The 24,306-nt window shown below is 49.1% G+C and carries 21 protein-coding genes; 11 read left to right on the top strand and 10 right to left on the bottom strand.

Translation table 11 applies throughout. From position 1 onward, the window contains the following. Positions 1–159: 159 nt before the first annotated feature. Positions 160–909, bottom strand: coding sequence for a biotin--[acetyl-CoA-carboxylase] ligase (locus tag DCW36_RS19290; protein WP_114778392.1), 750 nt, complete (start codon positions 907–909; stop codon positions 160–162). Between the two features lie 49 nt (positions 910–958). Between DCW36_RS19290 and rsfS the strand changes: the two genes are divergently transcribed. From rsfS to DCW36_RS19265, 5 genes are all read left to right on the top strand, one after another. Then, positions 959–1,333, top strand: a complete 375-nt coding sequence (gene rsfS / locus DCW36_RS19285) for a ribosome silencing factor (RefSeq protein ID WP_114778391.1) — start codon at positions 959–961, stop codon at positions 1,331–1,333. Between the two features lie 61 nt (positions 1,334–1,394). After that, positions 1,395–3,518 carry an ATP-dependent zinc metalloprotease FtsH gene (gene ftsH, locus DCW36_RS19280; RefSeq protein WP_114778390.1) on the top strand — a complete coding sequence of 708 codons (2,124 nt, stop codon included), beginning with the start codon at positions 1,395–1,397 and terminating at the stop codon, positions 3,516–3,518. A 10-nt stretch (positions 3,519–3,528) separates the two neighbouring features. Then, positions 3,529–4,179, top strand: a complete 651-nt coding sequence (locus tag DCW36_RS19275; protein ID WP_114778389.1) for a LutC/YkgG family protein — start codon at positions 3,529–3,531, stop codon at positions 4,177–4,179. Continuing rightward, positions 4,163–4,933, top strand: a complete 771-nt coding sequence (locus DCW36_RS19270) for a UDP-2,3-diacylglucosamine diphosphatase (RefSeq protein ID WP_114778388.1) — start codon at positions 4,163–4,165, stop codon at positions 4,931–4,933. Before DCW36_RS19275 ends, DCW36_RS19270 begins: the two co-directional genes overlap by 17 nt. Then, on the top strand, positions 4,923–5,753 hold the full coding sequence (locus DCW36_RS19265; protein WP_114778387.1) for a hypothetical protein: 831 nt from the start codon (positions 4,923–4,925) through the stop codon (positions 5,751–5,753). The genes DCW36_RS19270 and DCW36_RS19265 overlap by 11 nt, the downstream gene beginning before the upstream one ends. A gap of 518 nt (positions 5,754–6,271) precedes the next feature. Here DCW36_RS19265 and sugE read toward each other — a convergent pair. Continuing rightward, a complete protein-coding gene (sugE, locus tag DCW36_RS19260; protein ID WP_114778386.1) occupies positions 6,272–6,601 on the bottom strand; it encodes a quaternary ammonium compound efflux SMR transporter SugE in 330 nt (109 codons plus the stop codon). A gap of 309 nt (positions 6,602–6,910) precedes the next feature. Between sugE and DCW36_RS19255 the strand changes: the two genes are divergently transcribed. Continuing rightward, positions 6,911–8,071, top strand: coding sequence for a zinc-dependent alcohol dehydrogenase (locus DCW36_RS19255; RefSeq protein WP_114778385.1), 1,161 nt, complete (start codon positions 6,911–6,913; stop codon positions 8,069–8,071). 20 nt (positions 8,072–8,091) lie between these two features. Here DCW36_RS19255 and DCW36_RS19250 read toward each other — a convergent pair whose 3' ends face one another. Both DCW36_RS19250 and DCW36_RS19245 read right to left on the bottom strand, forming a co-directional pair. Continuing rightward, a complete protein-coding gene (locus DCW36_RS19250) occupies positions 8,092–9,150 on the bottom strand; it encodes a hypothetical protein (RefSeq protein ID WP_114778384.1) in 1,059 nt (352 codons plus the stop codon). Positions 9,151–9,162: 12 nt separating this feature from the next. Then, positions 9,163–10,596 (bottom strand): lipopolysaccharide biosynthesis protein, encoded by a 1,434-nt coding sequence (locus DCW36_RS19245; protein WP_125185155.1) that lies wholly within the window; start codon positions 10,594–10,596, stop codon positions 9,163–9,165. 369 nt (positions 10,597–10,965) lie between these two features. On the opposite strand from DCW36_RS19245, the gene ricT reads away from it, so the two are divergent. From ricT to DCW36_RS19230, 3 genes are all read left to right on the top strand, one after another. After that, entirely contained in the window at positions 10,966–12,216 is a 1,251-nt protein-coding gene (gene ricT, locus DCW36_RS19240) for a regulatory iron-sulfur-containing complex subunit RicT (protein WP_114778382.1), read from the top strand. Further along, positions 12,209–12,688, top strand: a complete 480-nt coding sequence (locus DCW36_RS19235; RefSeq protein ID WP_114778381.1) for a gliding motility lipoprotein GldH — start codon at positions 12,209–12,211, stop codon at positions 12,686–12,688. Before ricT ends, DCW36_RS19235 begins: the two co-directional genes overlap by 8 nt. A gap of 199 nt (positions 12,689–12,887) precedes the next feature. Then, complete coding sequence (locus DCW36_RS19230; RefSeq protein ID WP_114778380.1) at positions 12,888–13,982, top strand: endonuclease/exonuclease/phosphatase family protein; 1,095 nt, start codon at positions 12,888–12,890, stop codon at positions 13,980–13,982. Positions 13,983–14,070: 88 nt separating this feature from the next. Here the strand turns inward: DCW36_RS19230 and DCW36_RS19225 are convergent, their stop codons facing one another. After that, positions 14,071–14,262 (bottom strand): cold-shock protein, encoded by a 192-nt coding sequence (locus DCW36_RS19225; protein ID WP_114778379.1) that lies wholly within the window; start codon positions 14,260–14,262, stop codon positions 14,071–14,073. 432 nt (positions 14,263–14,694) lie between these two features. Between DCW36_RS19225 and DCW36_RS19220 the strand changes: the two genes are divergently transcribed. Both DCW36_RS19220 and DCW36_RS23055 read left to right on the top strand, forming a co-directional pair. Next, positions 14,695–16,572 (top strand): hypothetical protein, encoded by a 1,878-nt coding sequence (locus tag DCW36_RS19220; RefSeq protein WP_128396995.1) that lies wholly within the window; start codon positions 14,695–14,697, stop codon positions 16,570–16,572. Positions 16,573–16,695: 123 nt separating this feature from the next. Further along, positions 16,696–16,821: a hypothetical protein gene (locus DCW36_RS23055; RefSeq protein ID WP_394344823.1), complete on the top strand. Its 126-nt coding sequence runs from the start codon at positions 16,696–16,698 to the stop codon at positions 16,819–16,821. On the opposite strand, the gene DCW36_RS19215 is transcribed toward DCW36_RS23055, so the two are convergent. The 5 genes from DCW36_RS19215 to DCW36_RS19195 form a co-directional block, all read right to left on the bottom strand. Beyond that, positions 16,785–17,669 carry an SDR family oxidoreductase gene (locus DCW36_RS19215; RefSeq protein ID WP_114778377.1) on the bottom strand — a complete coding sequence of 295 codons (885 nt, stop codon included), beginning with the start codon at positions 17,667–17,669 and terminating at the stop codon, positions 16,785–16,787. The genes DCW36_RS23055 and DCW36_RS19215 overlap by 37 nt on opposite strands. 157 nt (positions 17,670–17,826) lie before the next feature. Beyond that, positions 17,827–18,699, bottom strand: a complete 873-nt coding sequence (locus DCW36_RS19210) for a hypothetical protein (protein WP_240676246.1) — start codon at positions 18,697–18,699, stop codon at positions 17,827–17,829. Positions 18,700–18,860: 161 nt separating this feature from the next. Beyond that, positions 18,861–19,415 carry a hypothetical protein gene (locus DCW36_RS19205; protein ID WP_114778376.1) on the bottom strand — a complete coding sequence of 185 codons (555 nt, stop codon included), beginning with the start codon at positions 19,413–19,415 and terminating at the stop codon, positions 18,861–18,863. Between the two features lie 237 nt (positions 19,416–19,652). Continuing rightward, positions 19,653–23,615 (bottom strand): AAA domain-containing protein, encoded by a 3,963-nt coding sequence (locus DCW36_RS19200; protein WP_114778375.1) that lies wholly within the window; start codon positions 23,613–23,615, stop codon positions 19,653–19,655. 40 nt (positions 23,616–23,655) lie between these two features. After that, positions 23,656–23,982, bottom strand: a complete 327-nt coding sequence (locus tag DCW36_RS19195; protein ID WP_114778374.1) for a hypothetical protein — start codon at positions 23,980–23,982, stop codon at positions 23,656–23,658. Between the last annotated feature and the right edge of the window lie 324 nt (positions 23,983–24,306).

The following is a 24,306-nucleotide window of genomic DNA, read 5'->3' as shown; positions in this document are numbered from 1 at the left end:
GGCACATTTAACTGTTTTACCGCCTGAATGAGTTGCCCGCAACAGCAGAGGCTGTGGTGGCAGGAGCAGAAAACCTGCAGGAGCGAAAAATGCAACTTTATCGGCAGCAAGGAGGTGCTGTGGCAATGGAGGCAGGTGCTGCAGACCACCGGACACCTGTCAGATAAGATATTTTATTTCTTTAAAGCCAAAATAGTGGAGTTTCTGCTCCATCTCCACAGCCAGCTCGCCCGTTTCGCGCACCCCGATAATCTGACCTGCAACCTGCTTACCGGCAACTTCGAACAGGTGCCTTTCCTGGAAGCGGAAGAGCCGTTGCAGGTACGCGTACTTTAAACGGTCATGTTGCCCCGCCCTTAGCTGCAGATAGCGTTTTTCCAGCAGTTCCAGCAGCCGTTTTACCAGCACCTGCACATCCAACTCCTGTTGCAGCACACTGGCGATGGAGGTTGCGGCAGGATAACTAAAACGAAGCTGGTTCACATTTAAACCAATTCCGATAATACTATGTTGTAGGCATAGGCTGTTAATGGTATTTTCAATTAAAATCCCGCCAAGTTTCTTATCTTCGACAAACAGGTCGTTGGGCCATTTAATGGTAGCCGTTGCTAACCCCAGTTCGTGCAGCAGGTCCAGCACACCCAATGCAACAGCAATGTTAAGATAAAACTGGTGCCTGACAGCCAGGAACGAAGGTGACAAAATTACGGAGAGTGTAATGTTTTTACCAGGTGCTGCTTCCCAACTGTTTCCGCGCTGCCCGCGACCTTTGGTTTGTTTTGCCGTAAGTACTACACAACCCTCTGTGGCTTCATTTTTGTTAAGAAGCAATTGGGCCTCTGCGTTGGTAGATTCACACTCCGGCAAAAAATACAGCTGCTGGCCCATAAACAATGTATCAGGCAGCATATAGTTATCAAAATTTAATACTTTTGTATATCAAATTTAAGAATCACAAATGAAAGAAACCAAGGTTGAGGCTAATTCGGACATATTGGCAGAACTTGTAGTAAAAGGCATGCAGGAAAAGAAGGCGTCTGATATTGTCGTAATGAACCTCAAATCGCTTAAAAATGCCGTCTCAGACTATTTCGTTATAGCATCAGCCACCTCCGACACACAACTTGACGCTATCGCAACCTCCATAGAAGAAGAAGTTTATAAGGCCATACACCAGAACCCCTGGCAGAGCGAAGGCCGCATAAACAAAGAGTGGGTATTGTTAGATTATGTAGACGTGGTCGCACATATCTTCCTGAAAGACAAGCGCGAGTTCTATGCGCTGGAAGAACTCTGGGGCGACGCCCGCATCGAGCATATAAAATCAGAATAACCGATTCAGCCAAACAAAAACGTAAGGCTGGGTGTTTTTATCTTATAGTAAATAAACATTCATGGCAGAAAATAATAATAAAGGGAATAGAAAGAAAAAGCCGATGATCCCGACCACGCCTCCACGCCCTACCATGCAGTTGTGGATGCTGGCTGTGCTCATTCTGCTTATCTTCGGACTAACCTGGTTAAACAAAAGCAGCGCCTCAAAGGAAACAAACCAGCAGGCCTTTGAAGAAATGCTACTGAGCAACGATGTCCAACGCGTGGATATCGTGAACGACAAGCTGGTAGAGGTTTACCTGAAGAAGGAAGCCCTGGATAACGAAAAGTACAAGTCAGAACTGAACGAAAGAGGTTCTTTTACCATAGGCGAAGGCCCTCATTATCATTTTACCGTTGTTTCGGCTGAGATATTTAAAAAAGACCTGGATGCACTGCAGGCAAATCTTCCAAAAGAACAGCGGATACCTTATAAGGTAGTTACCCGCACCGGCTTCATGGACGTATTCTCCACCTGGGGATTCCTGCTGCTGGTGCTTTTTGGCTTCTGGTTCCTGATGCGCCGTGTAACATCAGGTGGAGCAGGAGGCCAGATTTTTAACATCGGGAAATCTAAAGCTGCCTTGTTTGATGCCGAAAATAAAGTAAAAATCACTTTTAAAGATGTAGCCGGACTGGAAGAAGCAAAAGAAGAAATCCAGGAAATCGTTGAGTTCCTGAAAAATCCTTCTAAGTTCACTATTCTGGGTGGTAAGATACCCAAAGGCGCCTTGCTGGTAGGCCCTCCGGGAACCGGTAAAACCCTTTTGGCTAAAGCAGTAGCCGGCGAAGCAGACGTTCCGTTCTTCTCGCTTTCAGGTTCTGACTTTGTGGAGATGTTTGTGGGAGTAGGTGCTGCCCGTGTGCGCGACCTCTTTAAGCAGGCAAAAGCAAAAGCGCCTTGTATCATTTTTATTGACGAAATTGATGCTATTGGCCGCCACCGTAGCCGCGGTGCACAACCAGGCGGAAACGATGAACGCGAGAATACGCTGAACTCACTCCTCGTTGAAATGGATGGCTTTGCCACAGACTCTGGTGTTATTATCCTGGCCGCTACTAACCGCCCCGACACTTTGGACTCTGCCCTGCTTCGCCCGGGCCGTTTCGACCGCCAGATCAGCATTGACAAGCCCGACATTAACGGTCGTACCGAAATATTTAATGTACACCTGAAACCGTTAACGCTGGCTGCCGATGTAAACGCCAAGAACCTGGCCGCTCAGACTCCTGGCTTTGCCGGCGCCGAAATCGCCAACGTTTGTAACGAAGCAGCCCTGATTGCCGCCCGTCGCAACAAAAAGGCAGTAGACCAGCAGGACTTCAACGATGCCATCGACCGTGTAATCGGTGGTCTGGAAAAGAAAAACAAGATCATTTCGCCACAGGAGAAGCAGATTGTAGCTTACCACGAAGCGGGCCATGCTATAGCCGGCTGGTTCCTGGAGCACGCCGACCCATTGGTAAAAGTAAGCATTGTACCCCGTGGTGTAGCCGCATTAGGGTATGCGCAGTATCTGCCAAAGGAACAGTTCCTGTACACAACTGAGCAGCTGATAGACGAAATGTGCATGGCGCTGGGCGGACGCGCTGCCGAGGAATTGGTATTCGGAAAAATCTCGACAGGCGCTTTAAGCGACCTGGAGCGCATTACCAAAATGGCTTACAGCATCGTGACCATGTATGGCATGAACGCTAAAATCGGGAACGTTTCGTTTTACGACTCAAAGCAGAACTCCGACTATTCATTCAACAAGCCATATTCCGAAGCTACTGCCGAAACCATTGATACCGAGGTACGAAGCATTATAGACGCTGCTTACCAGCGAACCAAGCAGTTACTATCGGATAAGCGCCAGGAACTGGAGATCGTAGCGAAGGAGCTTCTGGAGAAAGAGATTCTGTTCCAAAACGACCTGGAGCGCCTTGTTGGTCCGCGCCCGTTTGATGCCCTGACTACGTACCAGGCCCACACCGCCGGTACCGACAGAAGCAAAACCCTGAGCGAGGTGGAACAGGAGGAACAACTCCTGCTGGAAAATGAGAAGCAGCCAAAAGTAAAAAAAGCTGAACAAGGTACTCCGATAAACGACAGCAACACTTCCGCTAAGAGTGACAACACGGTAAATTCAAAAACCGCTTGATACATAACGTATGTACGAAGCAAAATCTAAAGAAATAGTATTAAGAAGAGTAAGAGAGGCGCTGGCTTTGTCAGCGCCTTTTCTGCCTCCTACACCTGACTTTACCTCTCCGCTGCATCCGGCACCGTCAGAAGATACTTCCATTCAGTTTGCAGAAAACTTTTTACGCAACAGCGGCCTGTTTTTCTACTGCGAATCGGAAGAAGACTTTTTCGATCAGCTTTTTGTCTTCAAAAAAGAAAACAATATCAACAACTTCTTTGTCTGGGAGCCAAACCTGCAAAAAATCCTGTACCATGCCGGCATAGACTTCCTGCATGACGAAGAAAACTTTATTGCAGATGCAGAGGCCGGGCTTACCACCTGCGAAGCGCTCATTACCCGCACAGGCAGTATCCTGATCAGTTCGGCAAACTCCAGTGGCAGAAGGCTCAATATTTACCCGGCCATGCACATTGTGGTGGCTACGGCCAGCCAGCTGGTACCCGATATTAAAGACGGTCTGCAGCTGGTGCGCGAAAGGCATAAAGACAACTTCCCTTCCATGCTGTCGCTGGTAAGTGGCCCAAGCCGTACGGCTGATATCGAGAAAACACTGGTACAGGGGGCGCATGGTCCGAAACAATTAGTACTTTTCCTGATCGATGACATTCCGCATTAAAGCGCTTGCGCCTGGCAAAAAAGTTTATTTCGCTTCCGATTTTCATTTAGGCACACCTGATGCTGAAACAAGCAAAGCGCGTGAGCTAAAAATAGTACGCTGGCTCGATGAGATTAAACAGGATGCGCAGGCCATCTTTCTGGTGGGCGATATTTTCGACTTCTGGTTTGAATATAAACACGCCATCCCGAGAGGCTTTATCCGGCTGCAGGGCAAGCTGGCGGAATTAACGGATGCCGGCATACCGGTTATGTTTTTCACGGGCAACCACGACATGTGGATGTTCGACTATTTCACAAAAGAACTGAATATCCCCATCTACCGGGAGCCTATTTCTACTACGCTGGGCGGTAAAACTTTTTATATTGGCCACGGCGACGGCCTTGGCCCCGGCGACCATACCTATAAGCTACTGAAGCGGGTGTTCAGCAACAAACTGTGCCAATGGCTTTTCGCCCGGATTCATCCCAACACAGGCATCGGGATTGCCAATTCCTGGTCGCGGCGGAGCCGCATCAGTAATAATGAAAAAGACGAGGCCTTTTTAGGCGACGACGAGTGGCTGGTGCAGTATGCCAAAGAAGTAGAAGCAGCCCAGCACCACGACTATTACGTATTCGGGCACCGGCACCTCCCCCTCGACCTGCCCATAGGCGATAAAAGCCGTTATGTGAATTTAGGAGAATGGGTCAATTTTTGCTCGTATGCCGTATATGACGGAGAATCATTAAAACTGATGCATTTTGAAAACTAGCCCACTGTACATCCTGTTTCTTTTGCTGCTGTTTGCATTGGCTGCGGCACCCGGATTTGCGCAACAACCCGAGAAGCAACTGGTATACAGCCACAGCGTAGGCATCAGTTCTCCCACCACCATTTCCATCGACCGCAGGGGCAGTGTTTACCTGCTGGGCCCCAGGCGCAACCTCTATACCCTCGATTCGCTGGGGCGGGCAGTTTTCACCTATTCACCACCGGCGCATAGCAGGCCAACCACCATCGAAGCCTGGAACCCGATGAAGGTGTTTGTTTTTTACGGAGACAAACAGGAAATCCTGCTGCTCGACCGGTTTTTACGACCAATTACCAGCGCCTCGCTTACCGATTTTGATTTCCCGGGCACCGTAACAGCCGCCACCCTCGCCAGCGACGACAGCTTCTGGCTTTTCAGCGAAACCAATTTCACGCTCAGCAAGCTGGACCTGCGCTACCAGAAACTAACCGTCGAAACCCCCATCGGGCTTATCCTCGACAAGGAACGCTTTGATATCAGGCTGTTGCGCGAGTACCAGAACATGCTTTACCTGCTCGATACCAACGGCGGCATTTTCGTGTTCGACAACCTGGGCAACTACAAAACAAAGCTTCCTTTCACAGGGCTTTCCTACATCAATTTCCTGGGAAATGAACTGTACTTTGTAAAAGACGGACAACTTATTTTTTACGACCTCTACAAGCAGCAGACCCGAAGCATTACCCTGCCTCCTACCCCAGCCTACGTATCGGCGCTGGTAGCTGACCGGCATATCTACCTCTTTACTAAAGATAAAATGGATGCCTACCTGCTGCAGTAAGTTTGAAAGTTTGGGAGTTTGGGAGTTAGAAAGTTAGAGAGGTAGAAAGGTAAAGAGGTAGGAATTTTGTAGGGGTTGAAGATTTTCAACCCTGTAACAGCAGCACAGAAAGTTAGAGCGTTGGGCATTGTGATCTGTAGAGACGAGGTGCTCGCGTCTCCTGCACGAACCACAAACAAACCCAGACCTGTTATTCCTTAAATCATCTTAATCTTGTTCAGACAAACCTAATCCTGAAAATCCTAAAATTCTGTAAATCCTGATTCAGACAAACATAAAATCACAGAAATCAAAATAATCACCGTAAATCAACGGTTCAGACAAACAGCAGAAGCAATGGAGGCAGGAGCAGAAAGGATTTTTTTGTCTGAACCAGGATTTACAGAATTTTAGAATTTACAGGATTAAGTTTGTATGTGGTTTGTGATAGGGTTGAAAATCTTCCCCCCCCACAAAATCCTAACCTCTCTACTTTTCTACCTCTCAAACTCCTAAACTCTCTAACTCTCTAACTTCCCCTATTGGCTCTCTGAAAAGAACTTCAGCCCGACAACTCCCGCCACGATCATCAGCAAGCACAGGATGCGCATCAGGTCTTTTGGTTCTCCTAAAATAAAGATACCCAATATGGCTGTACCCGCAGCTCCAATACCTGTCCAGATGGCGTAGGCAGTGCCAAGCGGCAATGTTTTCATCGCCTGCGCCAACAACACAAAGCTCAGTATCATCACAACCACGGTAACCACACTTGCCACCGGCTTTGTAAATCCTTCGCTGTACTTCAAGCCAAAAGCCCACCCGATCTCACAGATCCCGGCAAGCACCAGATAAAACCACGCTGTATTCATATCCTCTTATTCCTGGAACAGCTACAAAAGTACAGGTTTTCCATTAATAGCACCTGATCCCGTAAATCTGATTAAAAACAGGAGCAGAGGCTGTGGTGGCAGGAGCAGAACAAAAGCGAAAGGTTGAATCCTGGATTTCCCGATCATTTTTTTCATGCAGCCACAAAACACTTCATAGCGTCACTTATGGCAAGTCAATATTGGACATACCCTATATTATCATGTCAGAACAACTTACTTGTAAAGCCGTTAAACATACTTCACATAATCCCGGAAGCGGGCAAAATACTTTAACCTCAAATATAAACTATGAAAGCAGTAGTATTTCACAAACCGAAAGACATGCGTGTCGAGACGGTAGAAGATCCGCGTATAGAGGAGCCACGCGATGCGATTCTACGGGTAACATCCACCGCCATCTGTGGCTCAGACCTTCATATTTACAACGGCATGGTGCCACAACCCCGAAGTATGGTGATGGGCCATGAGTTCATGGGCATCGTAGAAGAGGTAGGCTCAGGGGTAACAAACCTGAAAAAAGGCGACCGGGTGGTGGTACCTTTTCCTATCTCCTGCGGCAACTGCCATTTCTGCAACATGCAGCTGCCTACGCACTGCGAAAATTCAAACCATAAAACCTACGGTCCTGAGGGTGATGTAATTCTTGGAAAAGGAACGGGAGCTGCCTTATTCGGCTACACCGACTTGTACGGCGGCTATGCCGGCGGACAGGCAGAGTACGTGCGGGTTCCTTATGCCGATTATGGCCCCCGAAAAGTGCCCGACGAATTAACCGACGAGCAGGTCCTGTTCCTGACCGACATATTCCCGACCGGCTGGTCTGCCATCGACTGGGCTGATCTGAAAGGTGGAGAGACAGTAGTAGTGTGGGGCTGCGGTCCTGTGGGGGTGATGGCCATGAAATCGGCCTGGCTGCAGGGCGCCAAACGGGTGATTGGGGTGGATATACAACCTTACCGTATGCAGATTGCCCAGAACAGTGCTAAAGCAGAAGTAATAAATGCCGCCGAAGTAGATGCCGTGGAGGTTATCCGTGAGATGACCGGTGGCTACGGTGCCGATGTTTGTGTGGACGCAGTAGGCATGGAAGCCCACCGAAGCATACTGGACAAAGCACTGAATGTGGTGCAGTTGGAAAAAGGATCGATGGAAGCACTCGAAAAATGTCTGTCTGCTGTTCGCAGGGGAGGTACTGTAACCGTTGTAGGTGTATACGGATCGCCCTATAAGTTCCCGCTGTACAAATGGTTTGACAAGAGCATTAAATTAATGGGCGGGCAGGCCTGGGTGCACCGCTACATAGACCACCTCATCTCGCTGGTGCAGGAGAAGAAAGTAGTCCTCGACGACATCATTACCCACACCGTACCGCTAAGCGAAGCCTCTAAAATGTACGATATCTTTAACAAGAAAGAAGATAACTGCATGAAGGTGGTGCTGAAGCCGTAGGCATGGCAGAGGGAGGAGAGTCAATCCTCCCTTTTTTCATCATCTGACCAGAAGGAAACAACTTTTGTATAAATTGATGGCAAGGTTTTAACTAATTGCTGATATTTAGGCTCGAATTTTACTACAAGCTGTGCAAAAGAGTAAACACTTCTACCCATTAGACCAGCGTACAATCCCACCGAACTGAGAAAAACATAAAAATTTACTTCTTCTAAATTTTGGTTTCCCGCTATCATCTCAAGACATAATTCCTGTGGGAGTTCCTGAACACGAATCTTGTGCTCAATACTTTTAAAGAAGTTTCTGTAGAGCCGCATAGTTTTTGAATTAAGCAGCTGATCTGGGTGATATTTTACACAGATTTCATGTACACCTCTTTTAACAAGTATATTTAAGGCTTCAGCTAATGCAGTGATAATACTTTCATCTGTCACCAAACCATACTCTGCCGTAGCATCAAAAACCAGTATATTGTTTAAGGCCGGAGCTTTAGATTGGTTAATAAAAGGGGAGGGCAAAAGTACTTTTCTTTCATAATCAGGAAAAGCATGTTCGGTAACACCATAAGCAACGGTATAAGCAGGATCATAAAACCACTTACCTAAGGTAAGCCTACCTTTATAATTTAACAGAAGTAAGACTTTGTAAAAAAATGTAGAATTCCCTGCTGGACATAAAACATTATTTACAAACTGAATAGGATGATACGATGCTATCCCCTCTTCTAAAAAAGAAAATCCCTTACAGTTTTTGTGAGACGTAAATAACCTGATGAAGTCTATACCTGTTTGGTTGGTATAGAGCATAAAGTCTGCCCCAGCAGTTAGGCTCTGTACAAACGCATCAAAGTCAGCTAATTCTTTCCAGCTTTTCCAGAACACATACTTTATTGAAAAAGAATTAACAGGATGATGCGTGTAAGGAACTACAATTTCTTTTATACCCTCTATTTCTTCAGAAGGGCTAAATCCCCTACCGTACATAAAGACACACAAATTTTTCTGAATGTCTTGAATATGGATAACCGTCTTTGCAACTAAAAAGGTAATATAGCTATGGATATAGAAGATATGATTCATAAGCTGCTATACTTAAAGTTTAAAGGCAGAATGCTGGTGTTGGTGTTTTATGACAAAAGTTCCAACTAGCATAGCAAGTGCCAATACAACAGAAAAAAAGGCTTTATATAACTGCCCAAAAACTGATAATTCAAATACAACTCCCAGCATCACCACAGTTATGCACAACCAAAGCACAGGGTAGTATTTAACTAAAGTCAATTGTTTATACTCTTTCAGAAAGTATCCCGAATACCCCATATACATCAGGGCAGCAAAAGTAGTAAACGCAGCAGCTTGGAAACCATAAACCGGAATCAGCAGGAAATTTAATACAACGTTCCCTGCACCAGCTACAAAAGATACCTTCCAGAGTTTTGAAGTATGCTCCTGCACCGCAAGTAGATTAATAGCCGCCAAATACATCGGCCTCGCATTATACCCCATCAGGATAATAATTGCCAGCGGGTAAGCCTGCTGCAATTCCTCATTCCGTATCAGAATCTCAAAAATTTCTTTCATCCAAAGACTGACAAGCGATGTCACTCCTAAAAATAAAATCTGCAAAAAGAATGTTACCCGCCGCACCTCCAGGGCAGCCTTAAGATCGCCAGTACGTCCGTAGTTTTCCACATACAGGGGCGTTGCAGCCTGCACCAGTGCCCCACTGGCTGCCTGAAAATAGCTTCCGAAGTTGGAAGCCACATTGTATAAGCCTATCGATGGAATGGGTACCCGCAGAGCTGTCATTACCAGCCTGTCTGAGGTATCGAGCAGGAAAAAAGACATGCTATGAGGTAACACGGGCAATGCAACCCGTAAAGCGCCTTTAATCCGGTACCATTTAAAATTCAGGATTGGCCACAGCTTCTGACGTACATATACGATGTAGGCACTAATTAAAAAACCGGCAGCAGCGCCTACAAAATTTGCATAAAACCACCCCATGTAGCCTAACCTCATGTACCTTATAAAAAAAACATTAAGTACCACCCCCAGGCACCCGACAATAAAAGTTTTTATGGCAATCGGCAGCGGCCGCATTGAGAGCTGGCAAAAAAGATTAGCATGTATATCTGCACTTGTAAAAAGCATTACCGGCACAGCAAACAGTAACGCTATCTGCAGACGGTTCTCATGAGCCCCCGACGGAACAACAAAATATAAAATAATACCGAGCAGTAATCCGAAAACCAGTGTCCAGAGCGTGGTAAAACCATTAATTTGCCGCCATATCCAGGTATACCGCAAGGGGTACTTTACGAAGCTGTTTACCATTACAACACCCAACCCCAGATACTGCAAAAATCCTAACCCGGATGCTACTGCCATTACCACACCCGCCACCCCATAGTCATCCGGTGTCAGGTAGGGTGTTACAACCGGGAGCGCCAGCACGCCGGCCAGCCGGGGTACCTGGGCCGCTAAACCATAAATTGCAGCATGAGACAGTAGTTTTCGAAGCATTGCCTAAAATTAATGCTTATTTGGCGTCGTTTAGTAACTTGCCCAAATTATCTTATGAGGAGCCTTCTGCTAGCCAGAACGGAAATACTGCACAAAAAACGATTTTGTGAAGTTAATAACCCGGGCACAAATAGCCACAGCTAAAGCAAAAGCTCAAAAATTTAGTATATTTGTTAATTATCAGAATTGAAAACAAGAATTTACCTGACTATATAAGGAGATAAAATTGTGGGATGTAGTTCATGTTCTAGTGGCGGATGTGGCTCAAAGAGCAACACCGCTGACGGCAGCCCCGCCGGCTGCAAAAATAATGGCGGATGCAGCACAGGAGGCTGTAACCGATTAAATGTATTTGACTGGCTTAGCGATATGGACCTGCCAACCGCATTCGAGGAATTCGATATTGTGGAGGTCCGGTTTAAAGGCGGACGAAAAGATTTCTTCCGTAATACAGGCAAAATTGAGCTGATTACCGGTGACCCGGTGGTGGTAGATGTGCCTAACGGGCACCATATCGGGCATGTATCGCTGAAGGGAGAGCTTGTGCGCCTCCAGATGCTGAAAAAGAAGGTAGACAATAACGAGGAAATCCGCCCTGTTTACCGTGTAGCCAGCGAGCGCGACATGGAAAAATTTAACGAGGTGCGTGACCTGGAAGGTACTACCATGTACAGAGCCCGGGAAATAATACAAACCCTCGGGCTGAAAATGAAACTCTCGGATGTAGAGTACCAGGCCGACAGGTCTAAAGCCACTTTCTACTACTCTGCCGACGACCGTGTCGACTTCAGGGACCTGATTAAAAAGCTGGCAGAAGAGTTTAAAGTACGCATAGAAATGCGCCAGATCAGTCTGCGCCACGAAGCTGGTCGCCTGGGCGGTATCGGCTCCTGTGGCCGGGAACTTTGCTGTTCTACCTGGCTTACCGATTTTAAGAGCGTTTCTACAACTGCTGCCCGTTACCAGAACCTGTCGCTCAACCCCAGCAAACTGTCGGGGCAGTGTGGCCGCTTAAAGTGCTGCCTCAACTACGAACTGGAAACGTACATGGAAGCCTTAAAGGATATTCCTACCGTTACCCGTGCCTTACAAACTAAAACAGGCGATGCCCTGCTACAGAAAACCGATATCTTTAAAAAGATGATGTGGTTTGGCTTTAAAGGCGACAACAACTGGTACCCGGTGCCGGTAGAGCGCGTGCGCGAGATACTGGACCAGAATGCGAAAGGTATTGTAGTGGAAGCGCTGCTGGAAGAAGCACCACCAGAACCAAAGCAAAACGAATTCGTGGCGCAGGTCGAAGGCAACCTGGAGCGTCTCGACGAAAAGTTCAAAAGCAAAAAGAAGAAGAAGAAAAGAAAAAACAAACCAGACAATACCGCTGCTGCAGCACAACCTGCTACAGCAGATGCCAAGGCGAAGCCTGCGACTGAACAGGCACCCCGTAAGCAAAGACCAAACAGGCCCAAGCATAAAGAAGGGGCTCCCAGGCAGTCGGCTCCGGAAACGAAGCAGGGAACTACAGATGCAAACCAGCAACAACCTAAAAAGCAGAAGCCACGAAAACCTTTTAATAAAGGCAGAAGGCCGGATCAACCCAAAACGCCAACCGATGCATAAAACTGTTGCCTGGCTTATCCTTGCGTTGGCGCTAATAACAGCCGGCTGCGATAAAGCACGTGTATTTGAGGAAAATATTAACCTGCCTGATAACAATTGGTATGTGGAGAACACCCCTGTATTTGCGTTTCAGATTCAGGACACAACACAGACATATAATATTTACCTGAATGTGCGCTACCAGCTGTCTTATGAGTTCTACAACCTGTACCTGCGGCACCAACTGCTGGGACCGGATGAAAAGGAACTCTCAGCGGCTTTGCACGAACTTACCTTAATGGATGCAAAAACCGGCAAGCCATTAGGCAAAGGCTCCAGCAATATTTATGATATACAGGCTTTGGCGCTCAAAAATGTCCGGTTCAAAAAAGTGGGTACTTATAAACTCAAGCTTACCCAATATATGCGCCGCGACCCTTTAACAAATATCATGGCCGTGGGGGTACGGGTAGCAAAACAGGAAGAGAAATAGGATCAGAACAACCCTCTTAATATAGTCCTCCTGTCATGTCTTTTAGAGACTGGCAGGAGGACTATTTTTTTTATATTTTCTATTGCATCAGGATAGACTATGCTGGTCTGTGCACGTACATAAAGAACCCTGATATAAAATACATTTAAAAACAGGTTTCCGTTTACCGATTCTTTAAACTAGTACCTTGTAAATCTACATGAAACTTACCCTGCTCATTTTAGGGTCTGTACTGACTCTAGTTTCATTTCTGGCATTACTCAGAACCCCATTGTGGTGGGTGAGGGTCTTCGATTTTCCAAGAGCGCACGTTGCGCTTTTCCTGACAGCTACTTTTCTGGCTTATATTGGCTTCTACAGACAAGGAGGCACACAGGAAACAATTTTACTTATTGTCTGGCTTATCGCCATTTTTAATGAAGTAAGATACATCTATTCTTTCACGCCACTTGCTTCTAAAGAGGCCCTTTCTACGGAGGAAACCCCACCATCCAAATGCTTCAGCATCATGATCGCGAATGTGCGGATGACCAATAAAAAACACAACAAGTTTCTGCAACTCGTCCTGAAAAACAACCCGGATATACTTATTATAAATGAGCCTAACGAAGCATGGCACCAGAGCCTGAAGCCCGAACTGGATAAGCGTTTTCCGTTTGCAATCAAGAAGCCGCTCGAAAATACGTATGGTATGATCCTGTACAGCAAGTTCAAACTTTCGAACAGCGAAGTTCGGTTCCTGGTAGAAGATGGCATTCCGTCCTTTTATACCGAAGTAGAGCTTCCTTACCAAACCAAATTCGACCTGTACACCGTGCACCCACAGCCACCACGCCTGATGCAGAACACGGAAACAAGAGAAGCAGAATTATTGCTAGTAGCAAAAATGGTGAAGGAAACACAACGTCCCTCCATCGTAGCCGGCGACCTGAATGATGTGGCCTGGTCGCACACCACAAAGCTTTTTAAACAAATAAGCGGTTTGCTGGACCCGCGGGTGGGCCGCGGCTTTTTCAACACCTATAATGCATTTATTCCTTTTTTCCGGTACCCGCTCGATCATGTTTTTTATGATCACGATTTCCGGTTGGTTGACCTGAAGAAGTTGCCGGAATTTGGTTCAGACCACTTCCCTATCCTGATCACGTTAAATTATGAACCACAGGAGAAAGAGGAGCAGGAAAAACCCGTTGCTGACCAGGACGATAAAAAAGAAGCAAACGAGCTGATACAGGAGGGCCTGGAAAAAGGGGATGAGCTAAACCATAAGAAAAGACAGAGCGGTCAGGTTTAAACCAAAAAAACCCGCTCTTCCAAAAAGAGCGGGTTAAATCAGATGAATGATTGCCCCAAAGGGCACTATATATCGTTAACCTGAGAAATTAGATTTTCTCTACGTTAATTGCATTCAATCCTTTTTTGCCTTCCTTCACGTCGAAAGACACCAGATCGTTCTCACGGATTTCGTGGATCAGACCTGTCTGATGTACAAAGATGTCCTGGTTTGTATCGTCAGCGATGATGAATCCAAAGCCTTTAGACACATTGTAGAATTTAACTTTACCTGTTTTCATGATAATGAATAATTAAATAAGAGAAGCAAAGATAGTAATTAGTTTTAAATTCTTACTATCGTCAAAAAAATTAATAACCGAAAACAGGCGCACAGCAGTTGTTACTGCTTAAGAAAACAAACACAAATACCAAAAAAACAAGCATTTACAACTATTCCTCCCCTTCTCATTTTACCTGCATATTTCTGTTTCTGTTTATGCCTTTCCGCCTCCCGCAATAACAAACTTTTGTTAGGTCGCAACGTTGATATATCGCGCTATATCAATAACTCTCTCTTAAAGTGCTCGTATAGTTTAAACGGTCTGTAACAAAATTGACTTGCACCTGAACTTTCTTGAAAACAGAAAATCAATCCATTGATATGCTTTAAAACATCTACAATAAAACAATAAATCAAAACTATATTAACTAAAACTCAGGAGAACAATACTATGAAAGACAACGAAAAAGATCAGAACATGAACCAGCCGTCCTCATCTTCAAGCGGCTTCAACGATCAGAGTAAAGCATCATCAACGGATACATCACGCACAAACACTCCTACTGCTTCCGGTACAGCAGGCACATCAACAGGCCAGATGTCAGCTTCCGGTTCTGCCAAAAGCAGTAAAGCTTCTGCATCTGACTCTAAAACAACAGGTACAAAAGCAAAATCCAGCACCAGCAGCAAAGAAGCCAAAACAACCGACAGCAAGAGCGGCAAAGCTTCAACAGCAACTGCCGGCACCTCTGCTTCAACCGGTAAAAAAAGTAAAAGCAGCGCTACCACACAGAAGGCAGGAAGCAGCGCTATGAGCAGCACTGGTGCCACGTCAGATCAATATGCACAAGGCAGCAGCAGCCAGCAAAAAGATTTCCAGAGAGGCCAGGGCAGTTGGAATGCACAGCAGGACTGGGGTTCCCAACAGGACAGAAACCAGGACTGGGGCTCGCAACAGGGCAACAGAGGGGGCTATGGCAGCCAGGGTGGCTACGGCTACGGCTCGCAACATGGCAACTATGGCGGCCAGAGTGGCTATGGCTACCAGGGCGATTATGGCTCCTCCTCGCAGGGTGGCGGCATGCAACGCGGCTACGGCGACAATACCGGCTTCAGCAACCAGAGCGGCGGCTATGGCTCTTCTTCGCAGGAGCAGGACTGGAACAGAAGCGCACGCTATGGCTCGCAGGGAAGCGACTACGGCATGCAAGGTAACATGGGCTCCAGCGGCGGCTACAACTACGGCAACCAGGGAGGCATGGAAGGCAACCGTGTCAGAAACCAAGACCAGGATTTCGGGGCTTCCAGAGGCGGTATGCAGGGCGGCTACCAGGACCGGGAAGGCGACATGCAGGGTGGTAACATCTATGGTGGTGCCTCAGGCGCTTTCGGGATGGAAGGTAACTCGGCACAGGGCGGCTATGGCAGCTACGACAGCGGCCGAAGCGGACAAGGCTTTGGCAACCGCGGCATCAGCGGCGGTGGCTATGCAGGCCGCGACTACAGCAGCAGAATGCAGGACCGCGACACCTATGGCTCACGCAGAGGCGACCACGACCGCAGCGACGACTGGGGAAGCCAGAGCAATTATGGTTCCCGCGGCGACTGGGATGATATGAGTTCTTCGCGTGGCAGACAAAGCTCCTACAGAGACTTCAGTTCCGGTGCAACCGGCGATTACAGCCGCGGCACTTCCTACGGCGAAGGCGGCAGCACCTCTGGTGGCGGCTCCAGCTATGGCCGTTCCGACTATGGCCAGAACAGAGACTATGGTTACGGCCGCAACAATTCCGACTTCAGAAACATGCGGGAGTACGACCGCGACGATTATGGCTCCAGCAGAGGCTACAGCTCGCAACGCGACATGCAGGGTGGTTATGGCAGCCAGGGCGGCTACGGCTCCAGGGGCGGCTCTTACAACGATGAGTACCGTTCATCCAGGGGCGACCGCGGCAGCAGCTACGGACAGTCTGGCTATGGTTCTCCATCGGGCTATGGCAGAGAACAGCGCGGTAGCTGGGGCGAAAGCAGCCGCGGCATGAGCGGTGGCGGCTATGGTTCTAGCCAGGGCAACTACGGCCAGAGCGACTACCGCGAAGGCGGCTATAGCCAGGGCGGACGCAGCGGCGACCAGAGCCGTTATGGTTCTATGGATAGCCACACCTCCTATTACAGCGACAACAAGGGCTCTACTTCCCGCGAGAATTTCCGTGGAGACAATAGAAACCAGGGTAGTTCGCAGCGCAGCGGTTCCTCTAACTATTACGATGAGGACCAGGAGCATCAGAGCAGGCGCAGCAACCGCTACCGGGATCTAGACCGAGACTAAGCTAAGGCGTAAAAGCCACAAAAAAACAGCCGCTTTCCGAACAGAAGGCGGCTGTTTTTTTTGTGGCTGGTTTTAACAGCAGCAAAGGCTATGGTGGCAGCTGCTTAACCCGGAAACCAGGTAATTTTTTTCTGCAGCCCCTGCCACCATAGCCTTTGCTCCTACTGTTTGCAGGCAAACCACCGAAAATTTAAGCCTGAAGCCGGCCTTTATTATTTTGTTTCGGACTCAGAAAAACAATCCTTGTAGTCTTCGGCAAAGAGCTGGAAAGTGTAGGGCTCCCGTCCTGAAACTTCAGCAACAGTGTTGGTTACCCGGGTGCCAAAACCGGCCTTGTAGGCACTGTAAAGTTCTACCATCGCATCTGCCAGTTTTTCAGGCATGTGCCTGGCCACCATTGCCTCTCGTGCTTTTTCTGCCGGCACCTCCACATAGTTTATCTCCCGCCCTGTTACCTGGCTCAGTAGGGCAGCAACCTGTTCATTCGAAATAGCTTCTGGTCCAGTCAGTTCATAGGCTTTCCCTTCATGACCTGTACCGGTTAATACAGCAACGGCAGTAGTGGCAACATCTCTGGAATCTACAAGAGCTACCTGTGCGTTGCCGGTGGGCAAATAAAAGGCATTTTCCTTTTTGATGGTATCGCCGAAATATTTGTAGTAATTCTGCATAAAATAAGCAGGCCTCAAAAAAGTGTACGGAATTCCGCTTGCTTCTATGTATGCTTCCGCCTCACGGTGCCACTGCAACACCTGAACGCCTGTCTCCTGTTCAGCGCCTGCTATCGATAATTTTACAATATGCTTTACACCTGCTTTCACAGCTTCATCCACCAACATGTTGGATAATGCCACCTGGTTCTCGGTAAAAGGAGTAATTAGCATAACCCGATCGACATGGGTAAAAGCCGCCGTAAGCGAACCCGGTGCCGCAAACTCCATTTCTACAATATCCACATCTGGCAGCCGTTTCAGGTTTTCCCCTTTAATGATGGAATGGACCCCGGCACGTACTTTCACATCCAGCATGGAGAGCAGGGCTACAATCTCTCTCCCAACGGTACCTGTGGCTCCCGTTACCAATATTGTTTCTCTCATGTTTGTTCAGTTAGTTGGCTCTTAATTTCCATAACTACGGAGAAACTGCACATTGAGTATAGAAAATAGTATATACCATTTTCTAAAAAGCCTGCCTCCCGCAACGGGCGTAACAGGGCAGTCACAAACCTGCCGCTAACTAACTGAATTACAACACTTATTTTTTTTCGTGAATTGTGACCAGATAAAGGTTCCCTTTCTCGTTGCTGATAAGCAGCTGCTCCGGCGACAGGAATAACACGGCCTCCGCCTGCCCCGTCCGCCCCAGCGGCAGACAAAAGCGCCTGTCCCTGAAAGTTACCGATGCCTGCTCCGGCTCCAACTGAAACAGGTAAAGCCTGCCGTAGCCCAACAGCGCAAATTTATCGTGCGCCCCCGAAACATCAGCCGCCGTTACAGCCGACTGCAGCCGAAGTTCTTCTTCTGGCTGAAGTTTGTAGTTCCCACCGGATGCGGGCAATTTATAAAGCCTGGTAACGGGCTTAAGGGCACGGCTCTTTGTGAAAAGATGAAGTGTGTCGTTGTAGTGGAAAAAAGCTTCCAGGTCGAAGTGGCGCTCCTTGCGTGGAGGCGGAAATGCCGCCTGGTCGCCAAAGCTGAAACGGATGGTATCAAGCACGGCCCTTGTTCCGGGATTAACTTTAAATACCTGCAGATTGCGCCTGGTGTTGGTGTTGTTGCCAAAGTCACCGATGTACAGGGTATCCGGCCCCTCCTGCGCCAGGTCTTCCCAGTCGTTATTCGGCACCTGCAGGGGCACTGTCTGCAGCAATTCACCAGTAAGGTTCACCAGGTACAGTTCGTTCAGTGGTCCGCCGTCGGCATGTGTCCAGAAGGTGGAGTCGGAGGCGCGGGCCAGGCCGGAGCTTTCGGTAATGCGGCTGTCGAGGCGGCCAATACGCTGCACCTTTACCTTGTACTCCTGCCGCAGTCTTACAAAACCGCTGTTACGCCTGTCGGGGAGGCAGCCGCAGAAAAGCGCCTGCAGGTACACGTACACGGCAAATAATTTTAGTATCAGAGGCTGCATGTGCTGTACTTACCTTAAGTGTTAAGCAGAGGTTCGGAATTCCGACAAAAATACCCGGGAACCTATTGCAACACCAGCCTTTCGATAGCTTCCTGCCTTAAATAAGCTAATTTATTCTGCTGCTCCAGTCACCACAGCCTCAGCACACGAAGTGAACCTACTTAAAACCGCTTCCCTATCCCAATTCCGATCGAGAAGGTATCGAAGGCATGCAGGCGGGTGTCGTAAAAAACAGTTGGGGCAATATCCCAGTGTGAGCTCAGCTCTATCTCATATTCCAACCCTCCGCGCACCACAAACAGCGTTTCCTCTTCTTCCAGTTCTACCCCGGGACCAATCAGAAAAACGAAATGTTTGTACGGTTTCCATAAGCCATCCATGGTAACCAGCAAAGGGGTGTTTCGCTCATGCAGTAGTTCCTCGCCTTTGTGTATTACGTAGGTAACCAGCTCCATGTCGTTATGTAGTCCCAGCCCCCATTTTCCGGTAAACCAGTACTCCGCGTCAAAGCCAACAGCCGGTACAGCATGATAGCTTATCCCCCTGGCTGTTTCTGTACCGATATAGGTATGGTCCATAGTCAGGCTACACCTGAAATGCTTCTCCTCGTGCACTTCATTTTTTTTATGATTGTCTGCTACATGTTGCCCGAAAAGCTGTAAGGAGGAAAGCAGGGAGAAAATAACAAGGGCGAGTGTTGGTTTGATACAGTTCATCTTATAGATATAAAACTTTGAAAAAGACGCTAAATGCCTTCCGGCAACAGAACAATTACGTCCGGTTGCAGAAAGACCAGGTTATCTCCTGTATCGTTGTCTAACCCGAGCTTTCCGACAACTAAGCTCTTCTTTCTCAAAACTATACTGCAACAACCAACAGGAAAACCTGCGTAAAGGTGGCAGCTTTCCGGTTGAATAAAACTAACAAAATATCACTTTTGTTAATGATTTTTATCATCGCTTTTTTTCCTCCTGCTGCACCTGCACCAGGCGCTGCAGCACCTCCTCCGGCGCTGCCCAATACTGCCTGCTGTACACCCGCCGGTAAGGCCACTGGCGCTGTTGCAGGAGCTGCGGCACATCGGCATGCGACTGCCGCACCGAGAGTTGGCTGTAGTACAGGTCATCGTCGGTCAGCACCACCCCCTGGTAGCGCCCCTGCTGCAAAACAGTTAAGTCGGCGAAGGGCAGTTCCGGTTTGAGCGTGATACCGGCAGGCAGCGTTTCCTGCTGCAGCTTTTCTTTCAGCAGCGTGGTGTGGACGGGCGCCTGTGCGTGGCGTGGTTTGGGCGTAAACAGTCCCTGGCTTACCTGCTGCGCATAGGCCAGGTAGGCCTTCAGCAGCTTCGGGCCCGGATGCTGCGTTTCCGTAACCTGCAGTTGTTCGGGTAATATGCTGCTGACGACAAATATCTGCTGCTTGGCCCGTGTTACCGCCACATTCAGGCGGTTTTCGCCACCGGCGGCATTCAGGCTGCCGAAGAGCATTTTGAGCTTTCCGTTTTCGTCAGGTGCATAGCCTACCGAGAGGAGGATGACCTCTTTTTCATCGCCCTGGATGTTCTCGATGTTTTTCACCAGCACCGTTGGCGGCACCTCTCGCCCCTGCTGCCGCAGGGTGTCTTCGAGGAGGTCCTGCACGAGCATCTGCTGGTTATAGTTAAAGGTAATCACACCTACCTGCTCCTCTCCTGCTGCCAATTGCTTCAGCACCAGCTTGACAACCTCCTCAGCTTCGGGCAAATTGGTGTTATCCTGCCAGACCCCATTCGGCACGTGCACAAACGAGATGGCCGGTGTACCTGCCGTGGCATCGGCAAAGTGCGGGACCTGCTCCAGTTTGTGCCCATAGAAGTGCAGGTTCGAAAATTCGATGAGCTCGGGGTAGCGGCTGCGGTAGTGCTGCGTGAGCATAGTCTGGGGCAGGTGCAATGTGCAGAGCTGCAAAAGCGATTCGGCGGAGAGTTCTTCGGTTTCTTCCTCGCCGGAGTTCCAGCGGGTGCGGTAGAGGTCCGATGGCTGAAGCTGCTGCGCATCGCCGGCCACCACCACCTGCCGCCCCCGCACAATAGACGGGATACCGGTTTCGGCAAAACACTGTGAGGCTTCATCAAAAATAACTAAATCAAAACATTCCTGCAGCGGCATCACCGCCGACACGGTCTCGGGCGACGCCAGCCAGCAGGGCACCAGGTCCAACATCTCATATGCAAAAAGAGCAAACAGCTTCCGGATGGGGTACAGGCTTCGTTTCTTGCTTACCTGCGCCAGCAGCCTCCGGTAGGTCACAGCGTTGCCCAGGCGGTTGTACGCGATGTTCCGGTAGGTTTGCTCCCGCAGCTTGGAGAGCACCATCTCCTGGCTCAGCTTTTCTTTTTCCTGCAACAGGCGCTGCAGTTCTTCTTCTTCCCGCTCCAGCTCGCCGTTGGAAGGCATGCGCAGCTCGGGGTGCTGCTGCTCGATGTCCTGCAGCCAGGCCAGGTAGAGGCTGTTCAGGAACAGCTGCTCCCCTGTTTCCGGCGTTGGCAGCCTTTGCGCTACCAGCAGTGTCACTACCTGCCGCTCCACCTCCAGGAACGATGCCTGCAGCGTATCGTAGGCCACCAAATGTTCGAAGTGCTGCTTCAGGGCCTGCTCCAGTTTGGCGCCGTGTGTAGCATCAGCAATCAGCAGCTGCAGCTGTTCCTCCGGCAGGGCCTTTAGCCAGCTGCTGTGGGTATGGTGGGTGGTGGAGATGGCCTGCGACAGCTTGTGCAGGTGCTCTTTCAGGTTGATTTCCGGGTAGTATTTTTCGTGCAGCACCTGCTGTTTGTGCAGCTGCTTCAGTAGTTTCTGCGCTGCCAGCGCCTGTTCTACCAGCTCCAGCTTGCGCAGCATGGGCGTGGGGTGTTCTTCAATTTTCAGGTTGAAAGGCAGCACCGGGTTTAACTGCTCCATGAGCTGCAGGGCCTGCCGGTGCAGGTCGAGGCGGTGCTGCAGTTTGCCCACCTGCGCCTCGTTCAGCTCCCAGTTATACTTTGCCAGCGCCTGTTTCAGCACCTTCTTTTCCGGCGAAAAAGTCCAGCCGATGCTTTTCAAGAGGTTCCCCTGCTGCGCATCATATTCCTTGATCGCTGCTGCTACCGCAGGAACCTGAGCAGTGGGTATGGTGGCATCCGGAGCAGGACAAACCAGGTACAAATCCTTCAGTTCGCCAACCTGCTTCTTCAGCTCCACAGGCTTTGCCTGCTTTTCCAGGAGCGTTTGCAGCACTTCATCTACTTCCTCTTCGCGCAGCAGGTGCTGCAATTCTGCTATAACAGGCAAAGCAGCCAGGAGTGCCGGCAATTGCGCCAGTGAAAAAGCAAAACCTGTCAGCTGCTCCAGTTTTTCCTGCAGCTGTTTGTACTGCCCCGGTAGCTGCCGGATAAGCTGTTCTAATTCCTGCTTTTGCGCCAGGTGCCAGCCCTGCATCGGGTAGCGGTTTTTGAGCACAAAACTTTCCTGCTCAAACACCAGCGCATGCTGAAAATACTGCCGCAAACGGGGAAGAAAAGCCGGTACCGTAGCTGCCGTAAAATGTTTGTAGGCATTGCCCAGCGACAGCGAAGGCTGCCTTGGGTTGCTCCTGAGGTAAAGATCTTTGGCAGACCAGCCACTTGTGCCCGTATCGAACAGCGCCTGCTTAAACGCCTCCAGCCGCTGCGTTGCCTGGTTGATGCCGCGGCTTACTTCCAGGAACACGCGGTCGGTGTAGATGCTGTTAAGGGCGAGGTTCTGCTTTTTGTATTCTTCTACCTGCTCTATTTGCTGCGCCAGCTGGTTATAGATGCTGCGCCTGTCGGCGTTGATGTCGTGCACAAGGGCTGCAAAGCTGCCCATGCCTCTGGAACTGAGCCGCTGGTGCACCACATCAAGGGCCGCCCGCTTCTGGCTCACCACCAGCACCCGCTTGCCCCGCGCCGTAAAGTCCGAAACTAGGTTGCAGATGAGCTGCGATTTGCCTGTTCCCGGCGGCCCCTGCACCACCAGCGATTTCCCCTGCTTTACAGTTTGCAGCGCCGCCTCCTGCGAGGCATCCATCGGCAGAAACGTGAAGGTGTTCTGGGCAAGGGTGTTGGCGAAGCCATCAGTAAACGGGAACAATTGCTCCATCTCCTGCAGGTCTTCACGCTCCAGCAGCTCGTCGTAATCGGAGAGCAGAAACGAAGCTGCCTGCGGGAATATCCCCAGCACCGCCTCCTGCTCCAGGTGCAGCTGCCCCGGTTTCAGGTTCTCTTCAAAATCGGCTTTTTTATAGTCGCGGAAGGGATGGAGCTTGTCGGCAAAGAATTCGGCCCCGGCATGCACCTTCAGCTGGTGCTCTTTCAGCAGTTCGTAAATGGCCGTCCGGAAAGCCAGCGGGTCCGGGGGGAGCGTCTGGAGGTCGAGTTCGGTTAAGGGTTCGGCGAGTGGTGTGCCCAGGTAGTGCGCGTAAGCCAGCAGGAAGCTCTGGTTAAACTGCGGCGGCTGCGACTCGTCGGGCAGCAGTTCCCACTCCTGCGCCCCGTTCACCTGCAGCCGCACCGGGAAAAACAGCAGCGGACAACGTACCACCGTTCCGTCCGGGAACATGCCATGCACAAACGGCCAGCCCAGGAAAAGCTCCTTGCTGCCACGTTCCTCGAAAATCATGTCGGCTTTGCGCCTGATGTTGCGCAGCCTGCGGCTCACGGGCGTAACGGGAGCGTAGCGGCTGTCGGCATAGGGGCTGAGGACAATCTTTTTCTTCCCGCTGATTACCTGCTGCACGATATTAAAGGCAGGCTTATCCTGCAGGAAATCGAGTTCCTGCACATCCAGGTGCTGCTCCCTGGAGAGGCGCAGCAGCACCAGCGACCTGTTGCTGGAACTCAGGTTGAGGAGCCGTCGGCGGTAGTTTTTCAGGATGTTTTTCACTTACTGCTTTCTTACTTAATGCTGCTGTTGATGTTCTTTTTTAGTTGAAGAAAAATACTGCTGTTCCTATCAGTGCCCCAGTAGTTAAAACTAAAAAAGCAGTTTTAGCAATTTTTAGAGGATATGCCTTGTCAACCGAAACCATTCCCACTTTTCTCAGAAGCCAGTTGAATAACCAGATACCAAAAGCCATTACTAAGCTTAAAATACTAAATCCAGCAAACCTTCCAATAAAATTCAGCAGCATCTCTTCTTTCAGAATTTCAAGACTTTCTTGGGTTCCTAGATAAAATGAAGCTGACAGAAACAGGACAAGGCAGAATGCTACCACAATAACAATATAATTGATAAATCGAAGTATCCTCATTTTATTGCCAAATTAAGTTATAACGGGAAGTATGCAAAAACAACCTACAAAACATCAGCCAATGGAATCCATTCTTACACCATCAGCCAGTGAATTTTCAGGATTGTTTCGAAGCGGAAAAAGAGGCAGCCTGTCAACAAACACGCAGGCAATACCTGCAGCTCCTTGATTTCAACGGAAATTAAGCAAAAAAACCTTCTGCTCCTGCCACCACAGCCACTGCTGCCGTACCTGTCCTGTTACATCATTTATTCCTATCCTTTCGTAACAGGAACAACCGTGGTGCGGCAAACAACTGAACAGGCTTTCATATTTTACCTTCAT

This window comes from Botryobacter ruber (assembly GCF_003347595.2).
Taxonomy (GTDB): domain Bacteria; phylum Bacteroidota; class Bacteroidia; order Cytophagales; family Hymenobacteraceae; genus Pontibacter; species Pontibacter ruber_A.
The sequence above is the reverse complement of the archived record's forward strand: the minus strand, read 5'-3'. Positions and strand labels throughout refer to the sequence as shown.